This window comes from Dyella halodurans (assembly GCF_026283925.1).
Classification (GTDB): domain Bacteria; phylum Pseudomonadota; class Gammaproteobacteria; order Xanthomonadales; family Rhodanobacteraceae; genus Dyella; species Dyella halodurans.
The window spans coordinates 156,435-175,646 of sequence record NZ_JAPDPF010000003.1 but is presented as its reverse complement, the minus strand read 5'-3'; the positions used below and the strand labels follow the sequence as shown (position 1 = coordinate 175,646).

General features: G+C 66.0%; 15 protein-coding genes. 8 read left to right on the top strand and 7 right to left on the bottom strand.

Going from position 1 to position 19,212, the window contains the following annotated elements:
• Positions 1-45 precede the first annotated feature (45 nt).
• The gene (locus OUZ49_RS07560; RefSeq protein ID WP_266149718.1) at positions 46-1,857 is read right to left on the bottom strand and encodes a glucan ABC transporter ATP-binding protein/ permease; all 1,812 of its coding nucleotides are present in this window, start codon (positions 1,855-1,857) and stop codon (positions 46-48) included.
• A gap of 96 nt (positions 1,858-1,953) precedes the next feature.
• Positions 1,954-2,232: an HU family DNA-binding protein gene (locus OUZ49_RS07555; RefSeq protein WP_266149717.1), complete on the bottom strand. Its 279-nt coding sequence runs from the start codon at positions 2,230-2,232 to the stop codon at positions 1,954-1,956.
• A 132-nt stretch (positions 2,233-2,364) separates the two neighbouring features.
• Between OUZ49_RS07555 and ltaE the strand changes: the two genes are divergently transcribed.
• The gene (ltaE, locus tag OUZ49_RS07550; protein ID WP_266149716.1) at positions 2,365-3,384 is read left to right on the top strand and encodes a low-specificity L-threonine aldolase; all 1,020 of its coding nucleotides are present in this window, start codon (positions 2,365-2,367) and stop codon (positions 3,382-3,384) included.
• Between the two features lie 145 nt (positions 3,385-3,529).
• Here the strand turns inward: ltaE and OUZ49_RS07545 are convergent, their stop codons facing one another.
• Both OUZ49_RS07545 and OUZ49_RS07540 read right to left on the bottom strand, forming a co-directional pair.
• Entirely contained in the window at positions 3,530-4,783 is a 1,254-nt protein-coding gene (locus OUZ49_RS07545; protein ID WP_266149715.1) for a polyhydroxyalkanoate depolymerase, read from the bottom strand.
• A 200-nt stretch (positions 4,784-4,983) separates the two neighbouring features.
• Entirely contained in the window at positions 4,984-5,553 is a 570-nt protein-coding gene (locus tag OUZ49_RS07540; RefSeq protein WP_266149714.1) for an RDD family protein, read from the bottom strand.
• On the opposite strand from OUZ49_RS07540, the gene xerD reads away from it, so the two are divergent.
• The 6 genes from xerD (at position 5,552) to OUZ49_RS07510 (ending at position 14,921) form a co-directional block, all read left to right on the top strand.
• Positions 5,552-6,463, top strand: coding sequence for a site-specific tyrosine recombinase XerD (gene xerD / locus OUZ49_RS07535; protein ID WP_266149713.1), 912 nt, complete (start codon positions 5,552-5,554; stop codon positions 6,461-6,463). The genes OUZ49_RS07540 and xerD overlap by 2 nt on opposite strands.
• A 98-nt stretch (positions 6,464-6,561) precedes the next feature.
• Positions 6,562-7,338 carry a DsbC family protein gene (locus OUZ49_RS07530; protein ID WP_323134917.1) on the top strand — a complete coding sequence of 259 codons (777 nt, stop codon included), beginning with the start codon at positions 6,562-6,564 and terminating at the stop codon, positions 7,336-7,338.
• Between the two features lie 1,028 nt (positions 7,339-8,366).
• On the top strand, positions 8,367-12,227 hold the full coding sequence (gene purL, locus OUZ49_RS07525; protein WP_266149712.1) for a phosphoribosylformylglycinamidine synthase: 3,861 nt from the start codon (positions 8,367-8,369) through the stop codon (positions 12,225-12,227).
• Positions 12,228-12,296: 69 nt separating this feature from the next.
• Positions 12,297-13,049 carry a hypothetical protein gene (locus OUZ49_RS07520; RefSeq protein WP_266149710.1) on the top strand — a complete coding sequence of 251 codons (753 nt, stop codon included), beginning with the start codon at positions 12,297-12,299 and terminating at the stop codon, positions 13,047-13,049.
• Positions 13,050-13,113: 64 nt separating this feature from the next.
• Positions 13,114-14,025: a glycosyltransferase family 2 protein gene (locus OUZ49_RS07515; protein ID WP_266149708.1), complete on the top strand. Its 912-nt coding sequence runs from the start codon at positions 13,114-13,116 to the stop codon at positions 14,023-14,025.
• Positions 14,022-14,921 (top strand): DMT family transporter, encoded by a 900-nt coding sequence (locus OUZ49_RS07510; RefSeq protein WP_266149706.1) that lies wholly within the window; start codon positions 14,022-14,024, stop codon positions 14,919-14,921. Before OUZ49_RS07515 ends, OUZ49_RS07510 begins: the two co-directional genes overlap by 4 nt.
• Positions 14,922-15,370: 449 nt before the next feature.
• Here the strand turns inward: OUZ49_RS07510 and OUZ49_RS07505 are convergent, their stop codons facing one another.
• The 3 genes from OUZ49_RS07505 to OUZ49_RS07495 all read right to left on the bottom strand — a co-directional run bounded on the left by OUZ49_RS07505 (position 15,371) and on the right by OUZ49_RS07495 (position 18,310).
• The gene (locus OUZ49_RS07505) at positions 15,371-15,874 is read right to left on the bottom strand and encodes a DUF2127 domain-containing protein (RefSeq protein ID WP_266149704.1); all 504 of its coding nucleotides are present in this window, start codon (positions 15,872-15,874) and stop codon (positions 15,371-15,373) included.
• Positions 15,875-16,028: 154 nt separating this feature from the next.
• Positions 16,029-16,223: a YbdD/YjiX family protein gene (locus OUZ49_RS07500; protein ID WP_266149702.1), complete on the bottom strand. Its 195-nt coding sequence runs from the start codon at positions 16,221-16,223 to the stop codon at positions 16,029-16,031.
• 11 nt (positions 16,224-16,234) lie between these two features.
• Entirely contained in the window at positions 16,235-18,310 is a 2,076-nt protein-coding gene (locus tag OUZ49_RS07495; RefSeq protein WP_266149699.1) for a carbon starvation CstA family protein, read from the bottom strand.
• Positions 18,311-18,517: 207 nt separating this feature from the next.
• Here OUZ49_RS07495 and def point away from each other — a divergent pair, with 207 nt between their 5' ends.
• On the top strand, positions 18,518-19,057 hold the full coding sequence (gene def, locus OUZ49_RS07490) for a peptide deformylase (RefSeq protein ID WP_266149697.1): 540 nt from the start codon (positions 18,518-18,520) through the stop codon (positions 19,055-19,057).
• Positions 19,058-19,212 lie beyond the last annotated feature (155 nt).

The window sequence follows — 19,212 nt, the reverse complement described above, 5'->3', positions numbered from 1 at the left end:
CAAGTCCTGCTCAGGGCAGGCTCTGTCGGCGCGGCATCCCGAGTTCTACGAATCCTCTGGTAGCTCCCCAGAGCCGGCGCCTCCCAGTGCGCCCTCTAAAGAAGATGAGGCCAGGCCAGCTTCCGCATCCGCCACAAACTTGCCCTGCTCGGCGAGCCGCGTGAACAGCCCGCCCTGGCGAATCAGCTCGTCGAAGCGTCCCTGTTCCACCAGTCGGCCCTGATCGAGCACCAGGATCAGGTCGGCGTGGCGCACGGTCGACAGCCGGTGCGCGATGACGAAGGTGGTACGCCCCTCGGTCAGCCGGTCCAGCGCGCGCTGGATGCGTGCCTCGGTGGCGTTGTCGAGCGCGCTGGTGGCCTCGTCGAGGATGAGGATCGGCGCATCCTTGAGCATGGCGCGCGCGATGGCCAGGCGCTGGCGCTCGCCGCCCGAGAGCGAGCGGCCGCGCTCCGCCACCAGGGTTTCCAGGCCCTCCGGCTTGCGTGCAATGAAGGCGGCCGCCTCGGCCGCGGCCACGGCGGCCTCGATCTCGGCGAGATCGGCATCGGGCTTGCCCACACGCAGGTTGTCGAGGATCGAGCGATAGAACATGCCCGGGTCCTGGAACACCACGCCGATGTTCTGGCGCAAGGATTCCAGGGTGACGTCGCGCACGTCATGGCCGTCAATCATGACGCGGCCCGCGCTGGCGTCATAGGCGCGATAAAGCAGGCTGAGCGCGGTGCTCTTGCCCGCGCCCGTCGGACCGACCAGGGCGATCGTGCTGCCTGGCGCGGCGCGAAAACTCAGCTCGTGCAGCGCCGGTTGCACCGGGTCGTAGCCGAAGCTGACCTGTTCGAACACGACCTCGCCGCGTACGCGCAGCAAGGCGGTGGCGTTCGGGCGATCCTCGATACCGGGACGATGGTCGAGCACGCTGAAGAAGTCGCGCAGCGATTGGGTCTGGAAAAACAGCCCGGAGATAAAGCTGGCGAACTGTTCGAGCCGGCCGATCAACAGCATCGAGAAACCAACGAAGCTGACGATGCCGCCCACGCTGATCTCGCCGCGAGCGTGCAGGCCTGCGCCAAGCGCAAAGATCGCCACGATGGTCAGGGTACTGGCGGCGCGATTGAGCACGGAGAGGATCGCCCAGCCCTTCAGCACCGGGTATTGCGCATCCAGCACGCGCGACATCATCTCGCGCAGCGCGCGCGATTCGGCCGCCAGCCGGGTGAAGCTCTGCACCACCGTGACATTGCCGAACACATCACCGGCGCGCGTGGCGATTTCGTTGTGCAGCTCCTCCACTTCGCCCTGCGCCTGGTGCGTGCGCTGCACGGCAATCGCATTGAAGGTGGCAAAGCAGACCAGCAAGGCGATCATCAACAGCGCCAGCTTCCAGTTCAGCCACAACGCCACCGGCACCATCACGATGATCGACAGCAGGGTCGCCAGATGCTCGCGGAAGAAACTCAGCCACAGCGTGAACAGGTTGCTCACGCCGGTATTCATGATGCGGGCGAGCCGCCCCGTATGGTGTTCGCCATGAAACGCGAGCGGCAGCGACGCGGCGTGCTCGAAGAACAGCGCGATCGCGGCCAGCCGGCGCCGGTGGGCGAGGCGGTCCGCATGCAGCGAGACCCACACATTGGCCAGCACGCCAGCCAGACCGGCTGCTGCCCATAAGGCGATCAGCCGCGGCGCCTGATGGGCTCCCGGCGCGGCCAGCGCATCCACCACCTTGCCGAACAGCAAGGGCTCCAGGAAGAACACGCCGGCAAGGGCGAGATTGGCCAGCGCCAGGGTGATCGCCAGCCTTCGCTCGGGGGCCAGCAGCCCGATGACACGCAGGTAGAGGCGCAGGAACGACATCGGCGCGGCTCCGTTCCGGGGTGGGTTCGCCAGGGACGCAGGATCCCCGCGGACCGAAGGCTAGCCCAATCGCTTCCGCGCTGTCCCATGGTGGCCTTAGGTGGCGCTCTTGCGGAGGAAGCCGAGCTTGGCGCTCAAGGCCTCGTCGAACACCTCCTCGAACGCCTTCATCACGAGCTGGCATGCCTGCTCGCTCTGGCCGGTCTTGCGGGCCATCTCGTCGATGACGTGAGCGTGATCGTGCCTAAGACCCTTGAACTTGTGCGTCAGCGCATCGCCGCAAATGGCTTCGAAAGCCTTCAGGGCGGCCTCGCATTGCTCTGGCGCTAGTCCCGTCTTCGCGGCTACTTCCTTGATCACGTCGCCTTTGTTCATGGTCGTGGCTCCTTCTTGTCTCGGTGAGCCAAGCGTAGATCCCTGCGGTCATGCGTTTCTTGATCTGGAAGCGCTTGCCTGGCGCCCGGCAAGTGCGCAAGCTGTTCGTCTGTCCCTGAAAGAGCAATCACCGTGGAACCGATCGACCTGCGTAGCGATACCGTCACCCGTCCCACTCCGGCCATGCGCTCGGCCATGCTGGATGCCGCCGTGGGCGACGACGTGTATGGCGAAGACCCGACCGTCAATGCGCTGCAGCGGCGCGTGGCGGACGACCTGGGCTTCGAGGCGGCACTGTTCGTACCCACCGGGACGCAGTCGAACCTGCTGGCGCTGATGGCACACTGCGAGCGCGGCGACGAGTATGTGGTGGGCGCGGATGCGCATACCTACAAGTTCGAGGGCGGTGGCGCAGCGGTGCTGGGCTCGATCCAGCCGCAGCCGATTCCCCAGGACGTCGATGGATCACTGCCCCTGGACAAGGTCGCCGCAGCGATCAAGCCGATCGATCCGCATTTCGCCCGCACGCGCGTGCTGGCGCTGGAAAACACCTGGCATGGCCGCGTGATGTCGCTGGACTACATCCGGGCAGCGCATGCGTTCACACGCGAGCGCGGACTGGGCCTGCACCTGGACGGAGCGCGCCTCTACAATGCCGCTATCGCCAGCGGTGTGGCCGCCCGCGAGATTGCCAAGCACTTCGATAGCGTGTCGGTATGCCTGTCCAAGGGTCTGGGCGCACCGGTGGGTTCGGTGCTGGTGGGCAATGCGGCGCTGATCGAGAAGGCGCGCCGCTGGCGCAAGGTCACTGGTGGCGGCTGGCGCCAGGCGGGCCTGCTGGCGGCAGCGGCGAATTATGCGCTGGACCATCATGTGGCGCGCCTGGCCGACGATCATGCGCGTGCGGCAACCCTGGCGGCGGGGCTGGGCGAGATTCCCGGCGTCAAGCTGCTGGGTCACTACACCAATATGGTCTTTGTCGATGTGCCGGCGGATCGCCTGCGCGAACTGGACGTCCATTTGCGCGAGGCCGGCGTGCGCATCAGCGTCGGTTATCTGCCGACGCTGCGGCTGGTCACCCATCTCGATATCGACGATGAAGGCATCGCGCGAACGGTCGATGCGTTCCGGCGATTCTTCGTCCGTAGCTAGGCCGTTGTTCGTACGCAGTGCATGCGCTCGCCATGTAGGCGCGCACCCTGTGCGCGATCACGGCGTTGCCGCTGCGTAGGCTCTTCGCGCACAGGGCGCGCTCCTACATTCAGTCGGCCAATCTGCTGGTCTTGCGCAGGTTCGATCAGCCCTGCGGGCGATCGAACTTGCGGATGAAATCCTTCACCTGCGGATAGACCACTTCGCGCCAGCGCCGGCCGCTGAAGATGCCGTAGTGGCCGGCACCTTCGATCACCCGGTGCAGGCGGCGGTCGACCGGAATGCCGGTGCACAGGTCGTGCGCGGCCTCGGTCTGGCCAATGCCGGCGATATCGTCCAGCTCGCCTTCGATGGTAAGCAGCGAGGTGGTGGTGATGCTGCTGGGCTTCACCCGTTCGCCGGCCACATCCCACAGGCCACGCGGCAGCAGGAACTGCTGGAACACGGTGGAGATGGTGTCGAGGTAATACTCGGCCGGCATGTCGAGCACGGCGTTGTATTCGTCGTAGAACTTGCGATGCGACTCGGCATCGTCCTCGTCGCCGCGCAGCAGGTTCTCGTAGAAGTCCCAGTGCGAGTTGACGTGGCGGCCCGGGTTCATGGCGATGAAGCCCGCATGCTGCAGGAAGCCCGGATAGACCTCGCGGCCACGTCCCGGATAGTTCGGCGGCACGGTGTGGATGACATTGCCCTTGAACCAGCTCAACGGCCGCGTGGTGGCAAGGTTGTTCACGCCGGTCGGATTGCTGCGCGGCTCGATCGGACCGCCCATCATGGTCATGCTCAGCGGGGTCTGCTCACCGCGAGCGGCCATCAGCGACACCGCGGCCAGCACCGGCACGGTCGGCTGGCATACCGAGATCACATGCAGGCGGTGCGCGCCGATATGGCGGATGAATTCCTGGATATAGGCGACGTAGTCGTCGAGATGGAAGGCGCCTTCGCTGGTCGGCACCATGCGCGCATCGACCCAGTCGGTGATGAACACCTTGTGGTCGTGCAGCAGCGTGCGCACGGTGTCGCGCAGCAAGGTAGCGTGATGGCCGGACAGCGGCGCCACCACCAGCACGACGGGATCGTTCTTCAGCTTCTCGATGGTGTCCGGATCGTCGCTGAAGCGCTTGAAGCGCTTGAGCTGGCAGAACGGCTTGTCCAGCACCACGCGCTCGATCACGGCGATCTCTTCGCCATGCGCATTGACCTGCGGCAGGTTGAAGGCAGGCTTCTCGTATTCCTTGCCCAGCCGATGCAGCAGTTCATAGCCGGCGGCGAGCCGCTGCGCCCCCGGGACATGCGACAGCGGACTGGTGAGGTCGCTGAACATCTTGGCGCTGGCGTCAGCGTAGTGGCTCAGCGGGCCGAGGATGGCGCGCTGCCACTCGTGGATCTGGTAAAGCATCGGGGCAAGACCGAGGGTTTCTGAAAGCTGGCATGTTACCCGGTTTGGGGTGCTTGTGCTGCGCCGCCGCATCGTCTCAGGCCTGATGAATCAGTCGCTTAGAAGGGTTCGCAGCGATCACTGTCAGCTGCCCGACGGCCACTCGAAGTCGCGCTGGGGCGCGGTCCAGGTCAGCCGGAGCCTGACGCGGACCGCAGCGCTCAGTCGATCCGACGCAGCTCGGTGCGCGCCACCAGGTCGTGCAGTGCGCGTCGCCGGGGGTCGAAAGCTGCCACGGCGAACCAGCCGGCCCAGCCGATGACGACGGCCCATACGGCGCCGCGCGTGCCCACCCAGGGCGTCAGCCCGAGCAGCAGCATGGGCGAGGCCGCGACTAGCAGCCGGATCAAGGCCTGGACCAGCGTCGGGCGGCCACCGCCGCTGGCGATGAGGCGGATGCGCCAGGGGCGCATGCCCAGGGTCTGGCCACCGCGTAGCCAGGACACGACGAAGTACGCCGACACCACCAGGGCCTGCAGGGGTTGGTACCACCAGGCGATCCGGGCATGGCCGTCGGTGCGGATCAGGGTGCCGCCGGTGACGCGCTGGCAGACATAGCCCACCACCATGACGATCGCGACCACGGCCAGCAGGTCGTAGACCAGCGCAAGCAAGCGGCGCCACAGCGGGCAGGGCATAGCGGCGGAAAGCGTGCTGGAGGTCATCAGGAGTGCAGCCGGTAGTAGGGAGCGCTTGCACACGACGTGGCCGGCGGCGAGCATCGCGTCCATGCAGGAAGAAAAACCAAGTATCACCGATGCGGACCGCCGCAGCATCGATGCCTTCATCGAGCGGGTCTGGTCCGAGGATGGCCTGGCGGACCGCACCCTCGATGCCTATCGGCAGGACCTGGAAGCGCTGGCGCGCTGGCTGGCAACGCACGGACTCGGGCTGCGCGGCGCGCAACGCCAGCACTTGTCCGCCTATCACGGCAGCCAGCCGGTCGCCGTGCGCTCGCTGGCGCGGCGGCAATCGGCGTTCCGCCGCTACTACGCCTTCCTGGCGCGGTCCGAGCCGGGCTTCGACGATCCGACCCTGCTGATCGAGCGTCCCAAGACCCCGCGCAGCCTGCCCAAGGCGCTGGCCGAGCGCGAGATCGAAGGCCTGCTCAACGCGCCTGACCTCGCCAGCACGCTGGGCCTGCGCGATCGCGCCATGTTGGAGTTGATGTACGCCTCGGGCCTGCGCGTGTCGGAACTGGTCGAGCTGCCACTGGCGTCGCTCAACCTGCGCCAGGGCGTGGTGCGGGTGACCGGCAAGGGCGGCAAGGACCGCCTGGTGCCGATCGGCGAGGTCGCGGCCGAGCATATCGAGGCCTATCTCCATGCTGCCCGCCCGGCCCTGGCGCGGGGACGCCAGCCGCTGGCGCTGTTTCTCAGCAATCGCGGCGAAGGCATGACGCGCCAGATGTTCTGGACCCTGGTGAAACGCTATGCCGTGGTGGTCGGCATCACGCCCAAGCGCATTTCGCCGCATGTGTTGCGCCACTCGTTCGCCACCCACCTGCTTAATCACGGCGCCGACCTGCGCGCCTTGCAGATGCTGCTGGGCCATAGCGCGCTGAGCACCACGCAGATCTATACCCTGGTGGCAAAGGAAGGCCTGAAGCGCCTGCACGCCCAGCACCACCCGCGCGGCTGACGTCATGGGAGGCCTTTTGGCTGCCAACCACCTGTCGGAACGATTCAGTCACCTGTGCCAGAATGATGGCTTCCCAGCGTTTCCGCCTGCGGAAACGCATGCTCGTGAGGTTCGAGATGTTCAAGAAATGGTTGCTGGCGCTGTGCGTCGGCGGGTTGGCGCTTAACGCCTGTGCTGCCAGCGAAGCTGCCGCGCCGGGGTCCGAGGACGTTGTGCGCAAGGCGGTCCTGTCGGTGGAGCCGACGGCGACGATCGATTCGATCAAGCCGGCGCAGCTGCCCGGGTTCTACCAGGTGATTACCTCCGGCCTGATGCTTTACGTCAGCGCGGACGGCAAGTACGTGATGAATGGCGATCTGCTCGACCTGACGGCCAAGAAGAATCTGAGCGAGGCCGGCTGGGCGGCGTTTCGCAAGGCCGAGCTGGCCAAGGTGCCGGAATCCGCGCGCATCGTCTTTGGTCCGGCCAATCCACGCTACCGGGTCACCGTGTTCACTGATGTGAATTGTGGCTACTGCCGTGCCCTGCACGAACACGTGGCAGCGTTCACCAAGGCCGGCATCGCCCTGGAGTACGTGGCGTGGCCGCGCGATGGCGTGACCGACCCGGCTGGCCGCAACACCCAGGTCTATAACGAAATGGTCTCGGTCTGGTGCGCCACCGACCGCAAGTCGGCCTTCACCGCGGCCAAGGAAGGCAAGGCGCCCAAGTCGGCCACCTGCGCCAACCCGGTCAAGGACCAGTACGAGCTGGGCCTGAAGTTGGGCGTCACCGGCACGCCAACCATCATCGCGGAAGATGGCACCATGCTGGGTGGCTATGTGACGCCGGAGCAGATGCTGGAGTTGTTGAGCAAAAACAAGGCGGGCGGCTGAGGCGCTGGTCTGGTTTTTGGCGGGGGCGTCGCGTATGCCTTCACCGTGATCCGGCGCGAAAGGGGAACAGCGCATCGCGCGGCAGCACGGCCGCAACTCCCCTCACCGTCATCCCCGCGAAAGCGGGGATCCAGTGCCTTTCGCTCTTTGGGTTGTGCTTCCGCAATCAGGCTCGCCTGCGGCGGGCTTCCGAGCCGCTGCCGCGGCCCGGGTCACTTCTCTTTGCTTGCCCAAAGAGAAGTAACCAAGAGAAAAGGCACCCCGCTTGGCGCTTGCCGAGCTGACGCTCGGCAAGTCCGTGAGGGTCGGCCGGGCTTTTCGACAGGGCTCCTGCCCTGACGAAAAGGCATCGGCATCCGTGCCGATGCCCCCTTCGGGGCCTGATCGTCCGCCCCTCACCGCCGCACAGGGGCCCCACAGTCAAAAGCAGAGCCGAAGGCTCGAGCAGCGCGCTGCGCTGCTCATCGCACTTGGCTTTCGCTTTGCCTTTGCCTTTGCCTTTGCTTTTGCCTTTGCTTTTGGCTTTGGCCTTGGGGGTTGCTCTTCCGCTCTCCGGGTCCCCTATGGCGCGGCGGGTGGGTGGAGGAAAAGCCCGCAGGGTGGCCGGCAGGGATGCCGGCCAGTTTGTCGTCAGGGCAGGAGGCCCTGTCGACAAACCTCCGTAACCCACCCGCGCACCTGGAGGGCGCAGCCCGGAAGGCGCGCCATCGGGGTGGCCTTTCTCTTGGTTACTTCTCTTTGGCCACGCAAAGAGAAGTAACCCGGGCCGCGGCAGCGGCTCGGAAGCCCGCGGCAGGCGAGCCAGGTTGCGGTAACGCCAAGACAGAGCGAAAGGCACTGGATCCCCGCCTTCGCGGGGATGACGGTGAGGGGAGTTGCGGCCGTGCTGCCGCGCGATGCGCTGTTCCCCTTACGCGGCGGATGACGGCGAGGGCGCGAGGGCGATCCACACGCCCGGATGCTGCGGCGCGGTAGCCTTGACCTTCCTTGGGGTACAATAGGCGTTTTCGCATAGCTCCCCTCCCCGAATGATCGCACTCGACGGGCAGAGCGCCCTCTCTCCTTTCCGCCTCGAACGCCTGAACGCACGCCTGGAAGCCATTAGCCGTGGCACTCGCGTCCAGTCTTCCTGGTTTGTCTATTTCATCGATGCCGCGGTGATGCCGGAGGGCGAACAGCGCCGGCGACTGCTCGAGGTGCTCGAGGCCAAGGATGCGACGCCGGAAGCGGCCTCGCTGTGGGTCGTGCCGCGGCTGGGCACCATCTCGCCCTGGTCGAGCAAGGCTACCGACATCCTGCACGGCGCCGGCTTTGACGTGCACCGCGTCGAGCGTGGCACGGCCTGGCAGGTTGCCGGTTTGCCGGAGGCGGATTCGCCGCAGCATGAAGCGGTGATGACAGTGCTGCACGATGCGATGACGCAATCCGTGCTGACCCATCTGCAGGACGCCCAGGGCTTGTTCCTGGCGGGGCAGCCGGGTCCGCTGGTGCATGTCGCCCTGGGCAGCGATGCCCGCGCCGCACTTGCCAAGGCCAATGCCGAACTGGGCCTGGCGCTGGCCGACGACGAGATCGACTACCTCGCCGAGCGCTATGCCGAACTCGGTCGCGATCCGACCGACGCCGAGCTCTTCATGTTCGCCCAGGCCAATTCCGAGCATTGCCGCCACAAGGTGTTCAACGCGAGTTGGACGTTGGACGGCAACGAACAGGAAAAGAGCCTGTTCGGCATGATCAAGAACACCCATCAGCATTCGCCGGCGCATACGTTGTCTGCCTACAAGGACAACGCGGCCGTGATCGAAGGCTACGAGGGCATGCGCTTCTTCGCCGACAAGGACGGCGTGTGGCGCGGCCATCGGGAGCGTGTCGATTACGCGATCAAGGTGGAGACGCATAACCATCCGACCGCGATCGCGCCGTGGCCCGGCGCGGCGACCGGCGCGGGTGGCGAGATTCGCGACGAAGGCGCTACCGGTCGTGGTGCCAAGCCCAAGGCAGGCCTCACCGGCTTCTCGGTATCGGACCTGCGCATCCCAGGCACGCCGCGGCCGTGGGAAGTGGATCGCCCGCTGCCGCCGCACATGGCCACCGCGTTCGAGATCATGCGCGATGGTCCGCTGGGTGCTGCCGCGTTCAACAACGAATTTGGCCGTCCCTGCCTGGGGGGCTATTTCCGTACCTACGAGCACGAAACCGGCGAAGCCGGTGTTCGTCGCGGTTACGACAAGCCGATCATGATCGCCGGTGGCCTGGCCAATATCCGCAGCAGCGACGTGCAGAAGCGCGAAGTGCAGCCGGGCAACAAGGTGATCGTGCTGGGCGGCCCGGCCATGCTGATCGGCCTCGGTGGTGGCGCTGCTTCGTCGGTGGCCTCAGGCACCTCGAGCAAGGAACTGGATTTCGCCTCGGTGCAGCGTGACAACGCCGAGATGGAACGCCGCTGCCAGGAAGTGATCGACGCCTGCTGGCGCCGCGGTGACAAGAACCCGATCGTCAGCGTCCACGATGTGGGCGCGGGTGGCTTGTCCAATGCGATCCCCGAGCTGCTGAACGATGCCGGCGTGGGTGGTCGTATCGATCTTTCTCGCCTGCCGTGCGATGACCCGTCGCTGTCGCCGATGCAGGTCTGGAGCAACGAGTCGCAGGAACGCTATGTACTGGCGATCGGCGCCGAGGACCTGGCCGAATTCGAAGCCTACTGTGCCCGCGAACGCTGCCCGTATGCCGTCGTGGGCGACGCCACGGCCGAGCGTCAGCTGGTGCTGCACGATCCGCGCACCGACACCCTGGTGATCGACTTGCCGATGGATGTGCTGTTCGGCAAGCCGCCGCGCATGCATCGCGATGCCACGCGCCTGAAGCCACGCGTCGACCTGGTGCCGGATCTCACCGGCATCGGCATGGACGAGGCGCTGCTGCGCGTCTTGCGCCTGCCCACCGTGGGCAGCAAGAGCTTCCTCATCACCATCGGCGACCGCACCGTGGGTGGCCTCAACCACCGCGATCCGATGGTGGGCCCGTGGCAGGTGCCGGTCGCCGATGCCGCCGTCACCATCACCGATTTCGACGGCTATACCGGCGAAGCCATGGCGATGGCCGAGCGCGCGCCGGTGGCCCTGCTCAACAGTGCCGATGCCGCCCGCCTCGCGGTTGGCGAAGCCATCACCAACCTGGCTGCGGCACCGATTGCGTCGCTCGGCGAAGTGCGCCTGTCGGCGAACTGGATGGCGGCGGTGAACTATCCAGGTGAAGACGCGGCACTGTTCGACGCGGTGAAGGCCGTGGGCATGGAATTGTGCCCGGAGCTGGACATTTCCATACCGGTCGGCAAGGACTCGTTGTCCATGCAGACCGTGTGGAAGGACGGCGACCAGCCGCAGCGCACGGTGTCGCCGGTATCGCTGGTGATCACCGGTTTTGCGCGCGTGACCGACGTGCGCCGCACGCTGACCCCGCAACTGCGCCTCGATCGTGGCGATTCCGAATTGTGGCTGCTTGACCTCGGTGCCTGCCGCGACCGCCTGGGCGGCTCCGCGCTGACCCAGGTGTTCAATCGTGGCGGCGGCGTGCCGCCGGATCTCGATGACGCGAAGCGCCTCAAGGCGCTGTTCGAGCTGGTCCAGGAAGCGAATGCGAGTGGCTTGCTGCTGGCCTATCACGACCGCTCCGACGGTGGCGTCATCGTGACCCTGCTGGAAATGGCGTTCGCTGGTCACTGTGGCCTCGAGATCCAGCTGGACGGCTGGGCCGAAGCGACGCTGCGTGCCTTGTTCAACGAAGAGCTTGGCGCGGTGGTGCAGGTGGCATCCGCCAATCGCGAGGCGTTCGAGGCGCTGCTGGTGAAGCATGGCCTCACCGGCATGGCTTATCGGATTGGCCGTCCCAAGGAAAAGCTGGGCATCAAGCTGTTCCACAACGGCGACACGCTGTTCAAGTGGAACTGGACCACCTTGTTCGAAGCGTGGAACGAGACCAGCTACGCCATGCAGCGCTTGCGCGACAACCCGATGACGGCCGATGCCGAGCGCGAATGGCGCCTCGACGATGCCGACCCGGGCATCTCGCCCAAGCTCAGCTTCAATCCGGCGGAAGACATCGCTGCGCCGTATATCGCCAAGGGTGCGCGACCGCGCGTGGCGGTGGTGCGCGAGCAGGGCGTCAACGGCCAGGTGGAAATGGCCGCGGCGTTCACGCGCGCCGGCTTCGAGGCGGTGGACGTGCATATGTCCGACCTCGCCAGCGGCCGCATCAAGCTGGCCGACTTCCGCGGCTTCGCCGCCTGCGGCGGTTTCTCCTACGGTGACGTGCTGGGCGCTGGTCGTGGCTGGGCCACGTCCATCCTCTACAACGACTACCTGCGCGCCGAGTTCAGCGAATTCTTTGCCGACAACACGCGCTTCGCGCTTGGCGTCTGCAATGGTTGCCAGATGATGAGCCAGCTCAAGGACATCATTCCGGGCGCACAGCATTGGCCGAAGTTCCTGCGCAACACCTCGGAACAGTACGAGGCGCGCCTGGCCACGATCGAGGTGCTCGACTCGCCGAGCATCTTCTTCAAGGGCATGGCCGGTTCGCGCATCCCGGTGGCGGTGGCGCACGGCGAGGGACGCGTGAGCTTCCCGCAGGCCTGCAGTCCGTCCAAGGCGGGCGGCGCACTGCGCTTTGTCGACAACCGTGGCCGGCCGACCGAAGACTATCCGCTGAACCCGAACGGTTCGCCGGGCGGCCTCACCGGCTTCACCGCCGCGGACGGGCGCGTGACAATCCTGATGCCGCACCCCGAGCGCGTGCACCGCTCGGTGCAGATGAGCTGGCATCCGGAGAAGTGGGGCGAGGATTCGCCGTGGATGCGCATGTTCCGCAACGCACGGGTGTGGTGCGGTTGATGGTTCGCGGCCGCGCTGGGAGCCGGTTCTGGTTCTCCGCGTGGCCTGTACCGTTCGCGCGGGCCTAGCATGACCACCCCGGTGGCACGCTGGCTCGTGCGGGTGCTGCCGGCTTTGGCCTGGGCCGCTCTGCTGGCACTCTGTCCCTGGTGGATGGGTTTGCCGCTGTTGCTGCTGCTGGCCGTGGGCGCGGTGGTGTTTGCGCGGCGCATCGTGCATTACGCGGCACTGTGTCGCCGCGGTCTGCGCTGGGGTTTGCCGGGTTTGCTGTTTGCCGTCCAGCGCGCGCTGGGTGGCGACCTGGTGGCTTGGGGTGCCGCTTTGTTGGGGGCACTGGTGGGCTTCTCGCTGGTGGCGCTGATGGAGTCACTGCTGGATCGACGTGTGCGGCGTGCGCCCTACGGGTCGCCTGCACCGGCGTGGCAGGATATGGCGCTTGCACCGATGGGGCCGCCGGCGCAGATCATCGAGCTGTCGCGCGCCGCTTGGTGCGAGGCAGGCGATGCATTCGCCGACCCGGGCGGGGAGCCGGTGCACTACCAGGCCGGCGAACGTGATCGAGGGCGCTACGTGTTCGCGAAGGGGCGGGTGATCGACAACGTGAGTCCGCGTTGCTGCTTCGGCCCGGGCGGACGCTGGTTCGTGGCGAGCCTGCCTGAAGGGCGCGGCGACACCTTGTGGGATCGCCAGGCCGATCGCTTGCATCGCTTGTCCGGTTGGGAGTTATGCGGCTGGGAAGGCGAGCAACCCTGGTTGGCGCGAAGCCCTGACGGCGTGCCCACGTCACTGCACGAGGTGCTGGGGCAGGGGCGCCGACCCTAGCCAGGCGCCCGCTCTACGTTTCTTCACTCTTCGACACGCCACACCTCGCGCATACTTGGATCCAGTGAACAACTCCGCCCAAACAACCTTGTCCTCGGTACTGCCGGTCAGCGTGATCGTGGTGGCTGCCGACAGCGGCCCGTCGTTGCGCGAGTGCGCGCGCCGCGTGCTGGCTTGCGAGGTCCCGCTGGAATTCATCCTGGTCGACAACGCCTCGGACGATGGCATTCCCCAGGCGATTGCGCGCGCCTACGAGAACGATGCGCGGCTGCGCGTCGTCTACAACCACGCCAACCTCGGCTTTGGCCCGGCGGTGAATCGTGGCGCAGCGCAGGCACATGGCAAGTCCGTGCTGGTGCTCAACCCGGATTGCCTGATCGACACCGACACCTTGCGGCGCCTGCTGGAGCTGCTGGCCAACCATCCGCGCGCCGGCGTGATTGGCGCCGTCGTATGCGACGAGAACGGCGTGGCCGACCCGGCCTCGTATCGTCGCGATCCGCTGTTGAGTCGCTCGCTCAATACCCTGTTCAAGCGCGCGGGTGAAGGCGTCAACATCGAAGGGCCGATCCCGCAAGCCTTGCTCGAAGTCGAGGCGGTGTCGGGCGCGCTGATGCTGCTGCCGCGTCGCGTATTCGACTATCTCGCCGGTTTCGACGAAGACTATTTCCTGCACTGCGAAGACCTGGACCTGTGTCGGCGCGTGCGTGACGCCGGTTATCGCGTGATGCTGGCAGGTGATGTGCGCGTGCTGCACGGCAAGGGCAGTTCGAGCCGGCATCGTCCGGTCTTCGTCAGCCGGCACAAGCATCGCGGCATGTGGCGCTGGTTCCGCAAGTTCGATCCGGCCGCACGCAAGCCGTGGTTGTCGGCCCTCGTGTGGCTCGGCATCTGGGCGCATTTTCTGTTGCAGATTCCCGGCCAATGGCTGCGCCTGATGCGGCGCAGGCTTGCCAGCGGGAAACCTGGCGCATGAGTGCATCGTCGTCGCGTACGGCGACATGGGCCACGGTCGGACTGATTGCCGTCACTGCCGTCTGGGGTTCAACCTTCTTCCTGATCAAGGATCTGGTGGCGCGCATGCCAGTGGCCGACTTCCTGGCTGTGCGCTTCCTGATCGCCGCGTTCGCCATGCTGGTGTTCTTTCATCGCCCCTTGATGCGCCTGAGTCGGCGCGAATGGGGGCAGGGCATCGCGCTTGGCGCGATCTTTGGCATTGCGCAGTTGTTGCAGACGTCCGGCCTGGAGCACACCTCGGCCAGCATCAGCGGCTTCGTCACCGGCATGTACGTGGTGTTCACGCCCTTGCTCGGCACCGTGCTCCTGCGCCAACGCCTGCCGCCCGTGACGTGGATCGCCGTGCTGCTCTCGGTGGGTGGCCTGGGCCTGCTCGCCTTGCATGGTCTGAGCATCGGCTACGGTGTGTGGCTCACCCTGGCCTCGGCCGCCCTGTATGGCTTGCACATCGTCGGGCTGGGCGCGTGGTCGCGGCCGGGCAGTGCGTTTGCGCTTTCGAGCGTGCAGGTGAGCGTGATCGCGGTCATCTGCCTGCTCGCGACTTTGCCTGCCGGTCCGACCCTGCCTCCCGACACTGAAGCGTGGTTGGCCGTCGTCTACATGGCGCTGGCGGCCGGCGCGGGCGCCATGCTGGTGCAGACCTGGGCACAGGCGCATCTGTCACCGACGCGGGCGGCGATCGTGATGACGCTGGAGCCGGTATTCGCCGCCGGTTTTGCCGTGAGTTTTGGCCACGACGCCTTGACCTGGCGAATGATGGCCGGCGGCGTGTTGGTGCTGGCGGCGATGTATCTGGTGGAGTTGGCGCCACGACGCGGCGGGATGACCGTCGAGGGTTTGCACCACGAGGTGTAGCGCGGTTTTTTCGTCGTGGGATCCAGCGCGCTTTACTCCTTCTCCCCATTGGGGAGAAGGTTGGGATGAGGGGGCGGGTGCTCGCGATGACGCAATGACCGAGCGATTACGCCAGCTTGCCGCTTACGCAGCGGGCGTTCCGAACCGCTGCCGCGGTCCGGGTCACTTTTCTTTTGCTGGCCCAAAAGAAAAGTAACCCAAAGAAAATGGCCTGAAGAGCTCGTAGCATTGCGCGGGATACGAGCCTGACGGGTGTCGCCAGCCAGACAGGTGGCGGCCCATGGCCGCTACACAGCGGCTACACCGCAACGCGCCGAGGCGGAGAGGGTTTAAGGCGTAGGCGTGTTGTCATGCCGCAACTGAGCTGGTGACATGGCTCGGTTGTAGCGCTTCCGCGAGCACCCGCCCCTCATCCCAACCTTCTCCCCGAAGGGGAGAAGGAGCACAGCTCAGCGTACCTTTGGTGGCCGCGGCTGCATCGCAATCCGCACCAGGTAAACCACGATGGCGATATTCGCCACCAGCGCTCCGAGCTTCAGCCAGCTGAAGCGATGCAGGGTCTCGTAGAACTCGACCGGAATCAGCGAACCGGTGGCGATCACCGTGAACCACTCCGCCCAATGCTTGCGCAACCACAGGCCGGTACCTTCGGTGGCGAAGATCGCTGCATAGGCGAGAGCGACCAGCCCGATCGCGACGAACTTGCTCGGGCCCCATTGCTGCAATAGCTCGACCAGTCGCCAGCGCAGGCCGTTGCTGTCGCTGAGCGACAGGTGCTCCAGCCAGTGCACCAGCTTCTCGAAGTTCTGCTCGCGGTCGAGGTGAAAAGCGAAGGCCGCCACCAGGATCAGGCAGACGGTCTTCACCGCCTTGTAGATGGCAATGACGCGCAGGCCGATGCTGTGCTGCGCTTCGACTTCCGAGGTGGGTTGGGTGAGGTGGTGTTCGGTCATGGTGAAACGTGTGGCTCGGGGTTTTGCATGGTCACCAGGCGATGATGAAGGGAACGGCACGGAAAGCCCAGCGCCATCCGTCATGGCGCCTGCCAAAACGAGAAAGGCCATGCCCCGCTTCGAGGCATGGCCTTGGCGGAAACTTGCCGCCTGCTCAGCAGCAACGTCCGCCGGTGCCCTTGTAGCGGGCGATCTGGCGTTCGCGGAAGAATTCCTTGTAGCTGGGCACCGGGCGCTCGGGATGGTGTTCGCGCAGATGCTTCACATAGACGTCGTAGTCGGGGACGCCGCAGGAGAGGCGGGCGGTTTGCACCGCCCTTTTCCAGATGGCCCGCAGGTTCGCGTTCATGGTCGCAGCCCTCATTGAATCGGCACGCTGCCCAGTGCCACGTACGGCTCCTCGTGCGCGGTCGGGTGGTTGATGCGCCAAGCCTTGAGTATCGCGTTGAGGGTGAAGCCAAGCATGGTGAGGATCAGCAGGATGAAGATGCCGGTGAGTGCGGCGTCTACATAGTTGTTGGTGATGATGCGCTGCATCTCCGCGGCATCCTTGGCGGGCGCCAGCAGCTTGCCGTCCGCGGCGGCCTGCGCGTACTTCTGCGCGGCGGCGGAGAAACTGATCGGGCCACTGAGTTTCTGCCAGCCGGCGGTGAGCGTGCACACCACCAGCCAGATGGCGGGAATGCCCGGCACCAGCACGTAGCGCTCGCGTTTGAGCTTCACCGTGACCACGGTGGCCAGCATCAACGCGACCGCGGCGAGCATCTGGTTGGCAATGCCAAACAGTGGCCACAAGGTGTTGATGCCGCCCAGCGGATCGACCGCGCCCTGGTACAGGAAGTAGCCCCACAGACCCACGCAGATGGCGGTGGCGAGCAGATTGCCGGTCCACGATTCGGTGTGCTGCAGTGGTTTGTAAACCAGGCCCGCGATCTCCTGGATCATGAACCGGCCCACGCGCGTGCCGGCATCCACCGTGGTGAGGATGAACAGCGCTTCGAACAGGATGGCGTAGTGGTACCAGAACGCCATCATGCCTTCGCCCGGGATGATGCCGTGCAGCAGCTGGGCCATGCCGACGGCAAGGGTCGGCGCACCGCCGGCGCGGCTGAGGATGCTGGTCTCGCCGATGTTCTTGGCGGTATTGAGCAGTTCGTCAGGCGTCACCACGAAACCCCATTCGCTGATGGTGGTGGCGGCCTGCTGTGCGGTGGTGCCGATCAGGGCGGAAGGGGAGTTCATGGCGAAGTACACCCCCGGATGCAGCGAGGCGGCGGCGATCAGCGCCATGATGGCAACGAAAGCTTCCATCAGCATGCCGCCATAACCGACCATGCGCGCCTCGCCTTCACTGGCGAGCAGTTTCGGCGTGGTGCCCGAGGCAATGATCGAATGCCAGCCCGACACCGCGCCGCAGGCGATGGTGATGAACAGGAACGGGAACAGGTTGCCCTGGAACACCGGGCCGGTGCCGTCGATGAACTTGGTCACGGCCGGCATCTGCAGCGTTGGCGCAGCCAGGAAGATGGCCAGCGCCAGCAGCAGGATGGTGCCGATCTTGAGGAAGGTGGACAGGTAGTCGCGCGGTGCCAGCAGCAGCCATACCGGCAGCACCGAGGCGCAGAAGCCATAGGCGATCAGCAGCCAGGCCAGCGCCTTCGCATCGAAGTTGAACAGCGGCGCCAGCGTCGGCGAGACGCTGACATGCGAGCCGAACCAGATCGAGGCGAGCAGCAGCACCAGGCCGATGATCGACACTTCGAGAATCCTGCCGGGACGCACCCAGCGCAGGTAGATGCCCATCAGCAGGGCGATGGGAATGGTACAGGCCACCGTGAACGTGCCCCAGGGGCTGTGTGTCAGCGCCTTGACCACCACCAGGGCGAGCACCGCCAGCACGATCATCATCAGCACCAGCACGCCGAACATGGCGACCACGCCGGCCACCGGCCCCAGTTCGTCGCGCAGCATGTTGCCCAGCGAGCGCCCATCGCGACGCAGCGACAGGCCGAGGATCATGAAATCCTGCACCGCACCGGCGAAAACCACGCCAAACAGGATCCAGATGGTTCCGGGCAGGTAGCCCATCTGCGCCGCCAGCACCGGACCTACCAGCGGTCCGGCACCCGCGATCGCCGCGAAATGGTGGCCGAACACCACCCACTTGTCAGTCGGCACGTAGTCGAGGCCGTCGTTGCGCAGCACCGCGGGGGTGGCCCGGCTGGGGTCCATGCGCAGGACGTTGTCGTTGATGAACTTGCCGTAGAAGCGATAGCCGATCAGGAACACGGCGATGGCGGCAGCCACCACCCAGATGGCATTGATCGGTTCACCGCGGCGCAGGGCGACGACGCCCAGGCACCACGCGCCGATGATCGCGATGACGGCCCACAGGATCTTGCCGGCGGGACTTGGTTTGGCAACGGCGGTGTGCATGCGCATTCGCTCCTGAACGGTCCCCAACAAGGGTCGTCCCCGTCGCCTTGGGGGTCAAGAGCCATTATGCGCCTGCCAACATTAGCCATTGGTCGAATGCGCCGCGGCGACGCGGGGCACGCTGGCATCGCCATCTGCGCGGTAGACTGCTGCTTCGGCCGGCCCAGCGCCCGATGGGCGGCAACTCTGCCAGGAGCGAGGCATTCCATGATCCGAGAGATCCTGAAGATGGGCGATGCCCGGCTGTTGCGGGTGGCGCCACCGGTGCCTGACGCGATGATCGGCAGCGCCGGGCTGGATTCGCTGATCGCGGACATGTTCGACACCATGCACGATGCCGGTGGCGTCGGCCTTGCCGCGCCGCAGATCGGCGTGGACCTGCAACTGGTGATCTTCGGCTTCGACCAGTCCGAGCGTTATCCGGATGCGCCGGCGGTGCCGCGCACCATCCTGTTGAACCCGATGATCACGCCGCTCTCGCAGGACATGGAAGAGGGCTGGGAGGGTTGCCTGTCGGTGCCGGGGCTGCGCGGCGTGGTGAGCCGCTATTCGCTGATCCGCTACCAGGGGCTGGACCCGAAGGGCGAGCGCATCGACCGCAATGCCGAGGGCTTCCATGCGCGGGTCGTGCAGCACGAGTGCGATCACCTGATCGGGCGCCTGTATCCCTCGCGCATCACCGATTTCAGCCGGTTCGGCTATACCGAGGTGCTGTTCCCGGGGATGGACCCGGGCGCGGACGAATAGTGGCCCTCGGCGCCCTCTCACGCTCGGGGGAGGGCGAAAAAAATACCTTGCGTAGCCCCCCGAATCTGGCAAATCTACGCGCTGGCCCGCCGCCCGGCGGCAGCCATCGCATCCATGTCGCCCCCGGGCGACGAGCAGGGGACACCAAGATGACG

Excerpts from the sequence above, each read along its gene's own strand:
- OUZ49_RS07560 (WP_266149718.1), bottom strand. The coding sequence starts at position 1,857 with ATGTCGTTCCTGCGCCTCTACCTGCGTGTCATCGGGCTGCTGGCCCCC.
- OUZ49_RS07555 (WP_266149717.1), bottom strand. The coding sequence starts at position 2,232 with ATGAACAAAGGCGACGTGATCAAGGAAGTAGCCGCGAAGACGGGACTA.
- OUZ49_RS07545 (WP_266149715.1), bottom strand. The coding sequence starts at position 4,783 with ATGCTTTACCAGATCCACGAGTGGCAGCGCGCCATCCTCGGCCCGCTG.
- xerD (WP_266149713.1), top strand. The coding sequence starts at position 5,552 with ATGCAGGAAGAAAAACCAAGTATCACCGATGCGGACCGCCGCAGCATC.
- OUZ49_RS07540 (WP_266149714.1), bottom strand. The coding sequence starts at position 5,553 with ATGGACGCGATGCTCGCCGCCGGCCACGTCGTGTGCAAGCGCTCCCTA.
- OUZ49_RS07530 (WP_323134917.1), top strand. The coding sequence starts at position 6,562 with ATGCTCGTGAGGTTCGAGATGTTCAAGAAATGGTTGCTGGCGCTGTGC.
- purL (WP_266149712.1), top strand. The coding sequence starts at position 8,367 with ATGATCGCACTCGACGGGCAGAGCGCCCTCTCTCCTTTCCGCCTCGAA.
- OUZ49_RS07520 (WP_266149710.1), top strand. The coding sequence starts at position 12,297 with ATGACCACCCCGGTGGCACGCTGGCTCGTGCGGGTGCTGCCGGCTTTG.
- OUZ49_RS07510 (WP_266149706.1), top strand. The coding sequence starts at position 14,022 with ATGAGTGCATCGTCGTCGCGTACGGCGACATGGGCCACGGTCGGACTG.
- OUZ49_RS07505 (WP_266149704.1), bottom strand. The coding sequence starts at position 15,874 with ATGACCGAACACCACCTCACCCAACCCACCTCGGAAGTCGAAGCGCAG.
- OUZ49_RS07500 (WP_266149702.1), bottom strand. The coding sequence starts at position 16,223 with ATGAACGCGAACCTGCGGGCCATCTGGAAAAGGGCGGTGCAAACCGCC.
- OUZ49_RS07495 (WP_266149699.1), bottom strand. The coding sequence starts at position 18,310 with ATGCACACCGCCGTTGCCAAACCAAGTCCCGCCGGCAAGATCCTGTGG.
- def (WP_266149697.1), top strand. The coding sequence starts at position 18,518 with ATGATCCGAGAGATCCTGAAGATGGGCGATGCCCGGCTGTTGCGGGTG.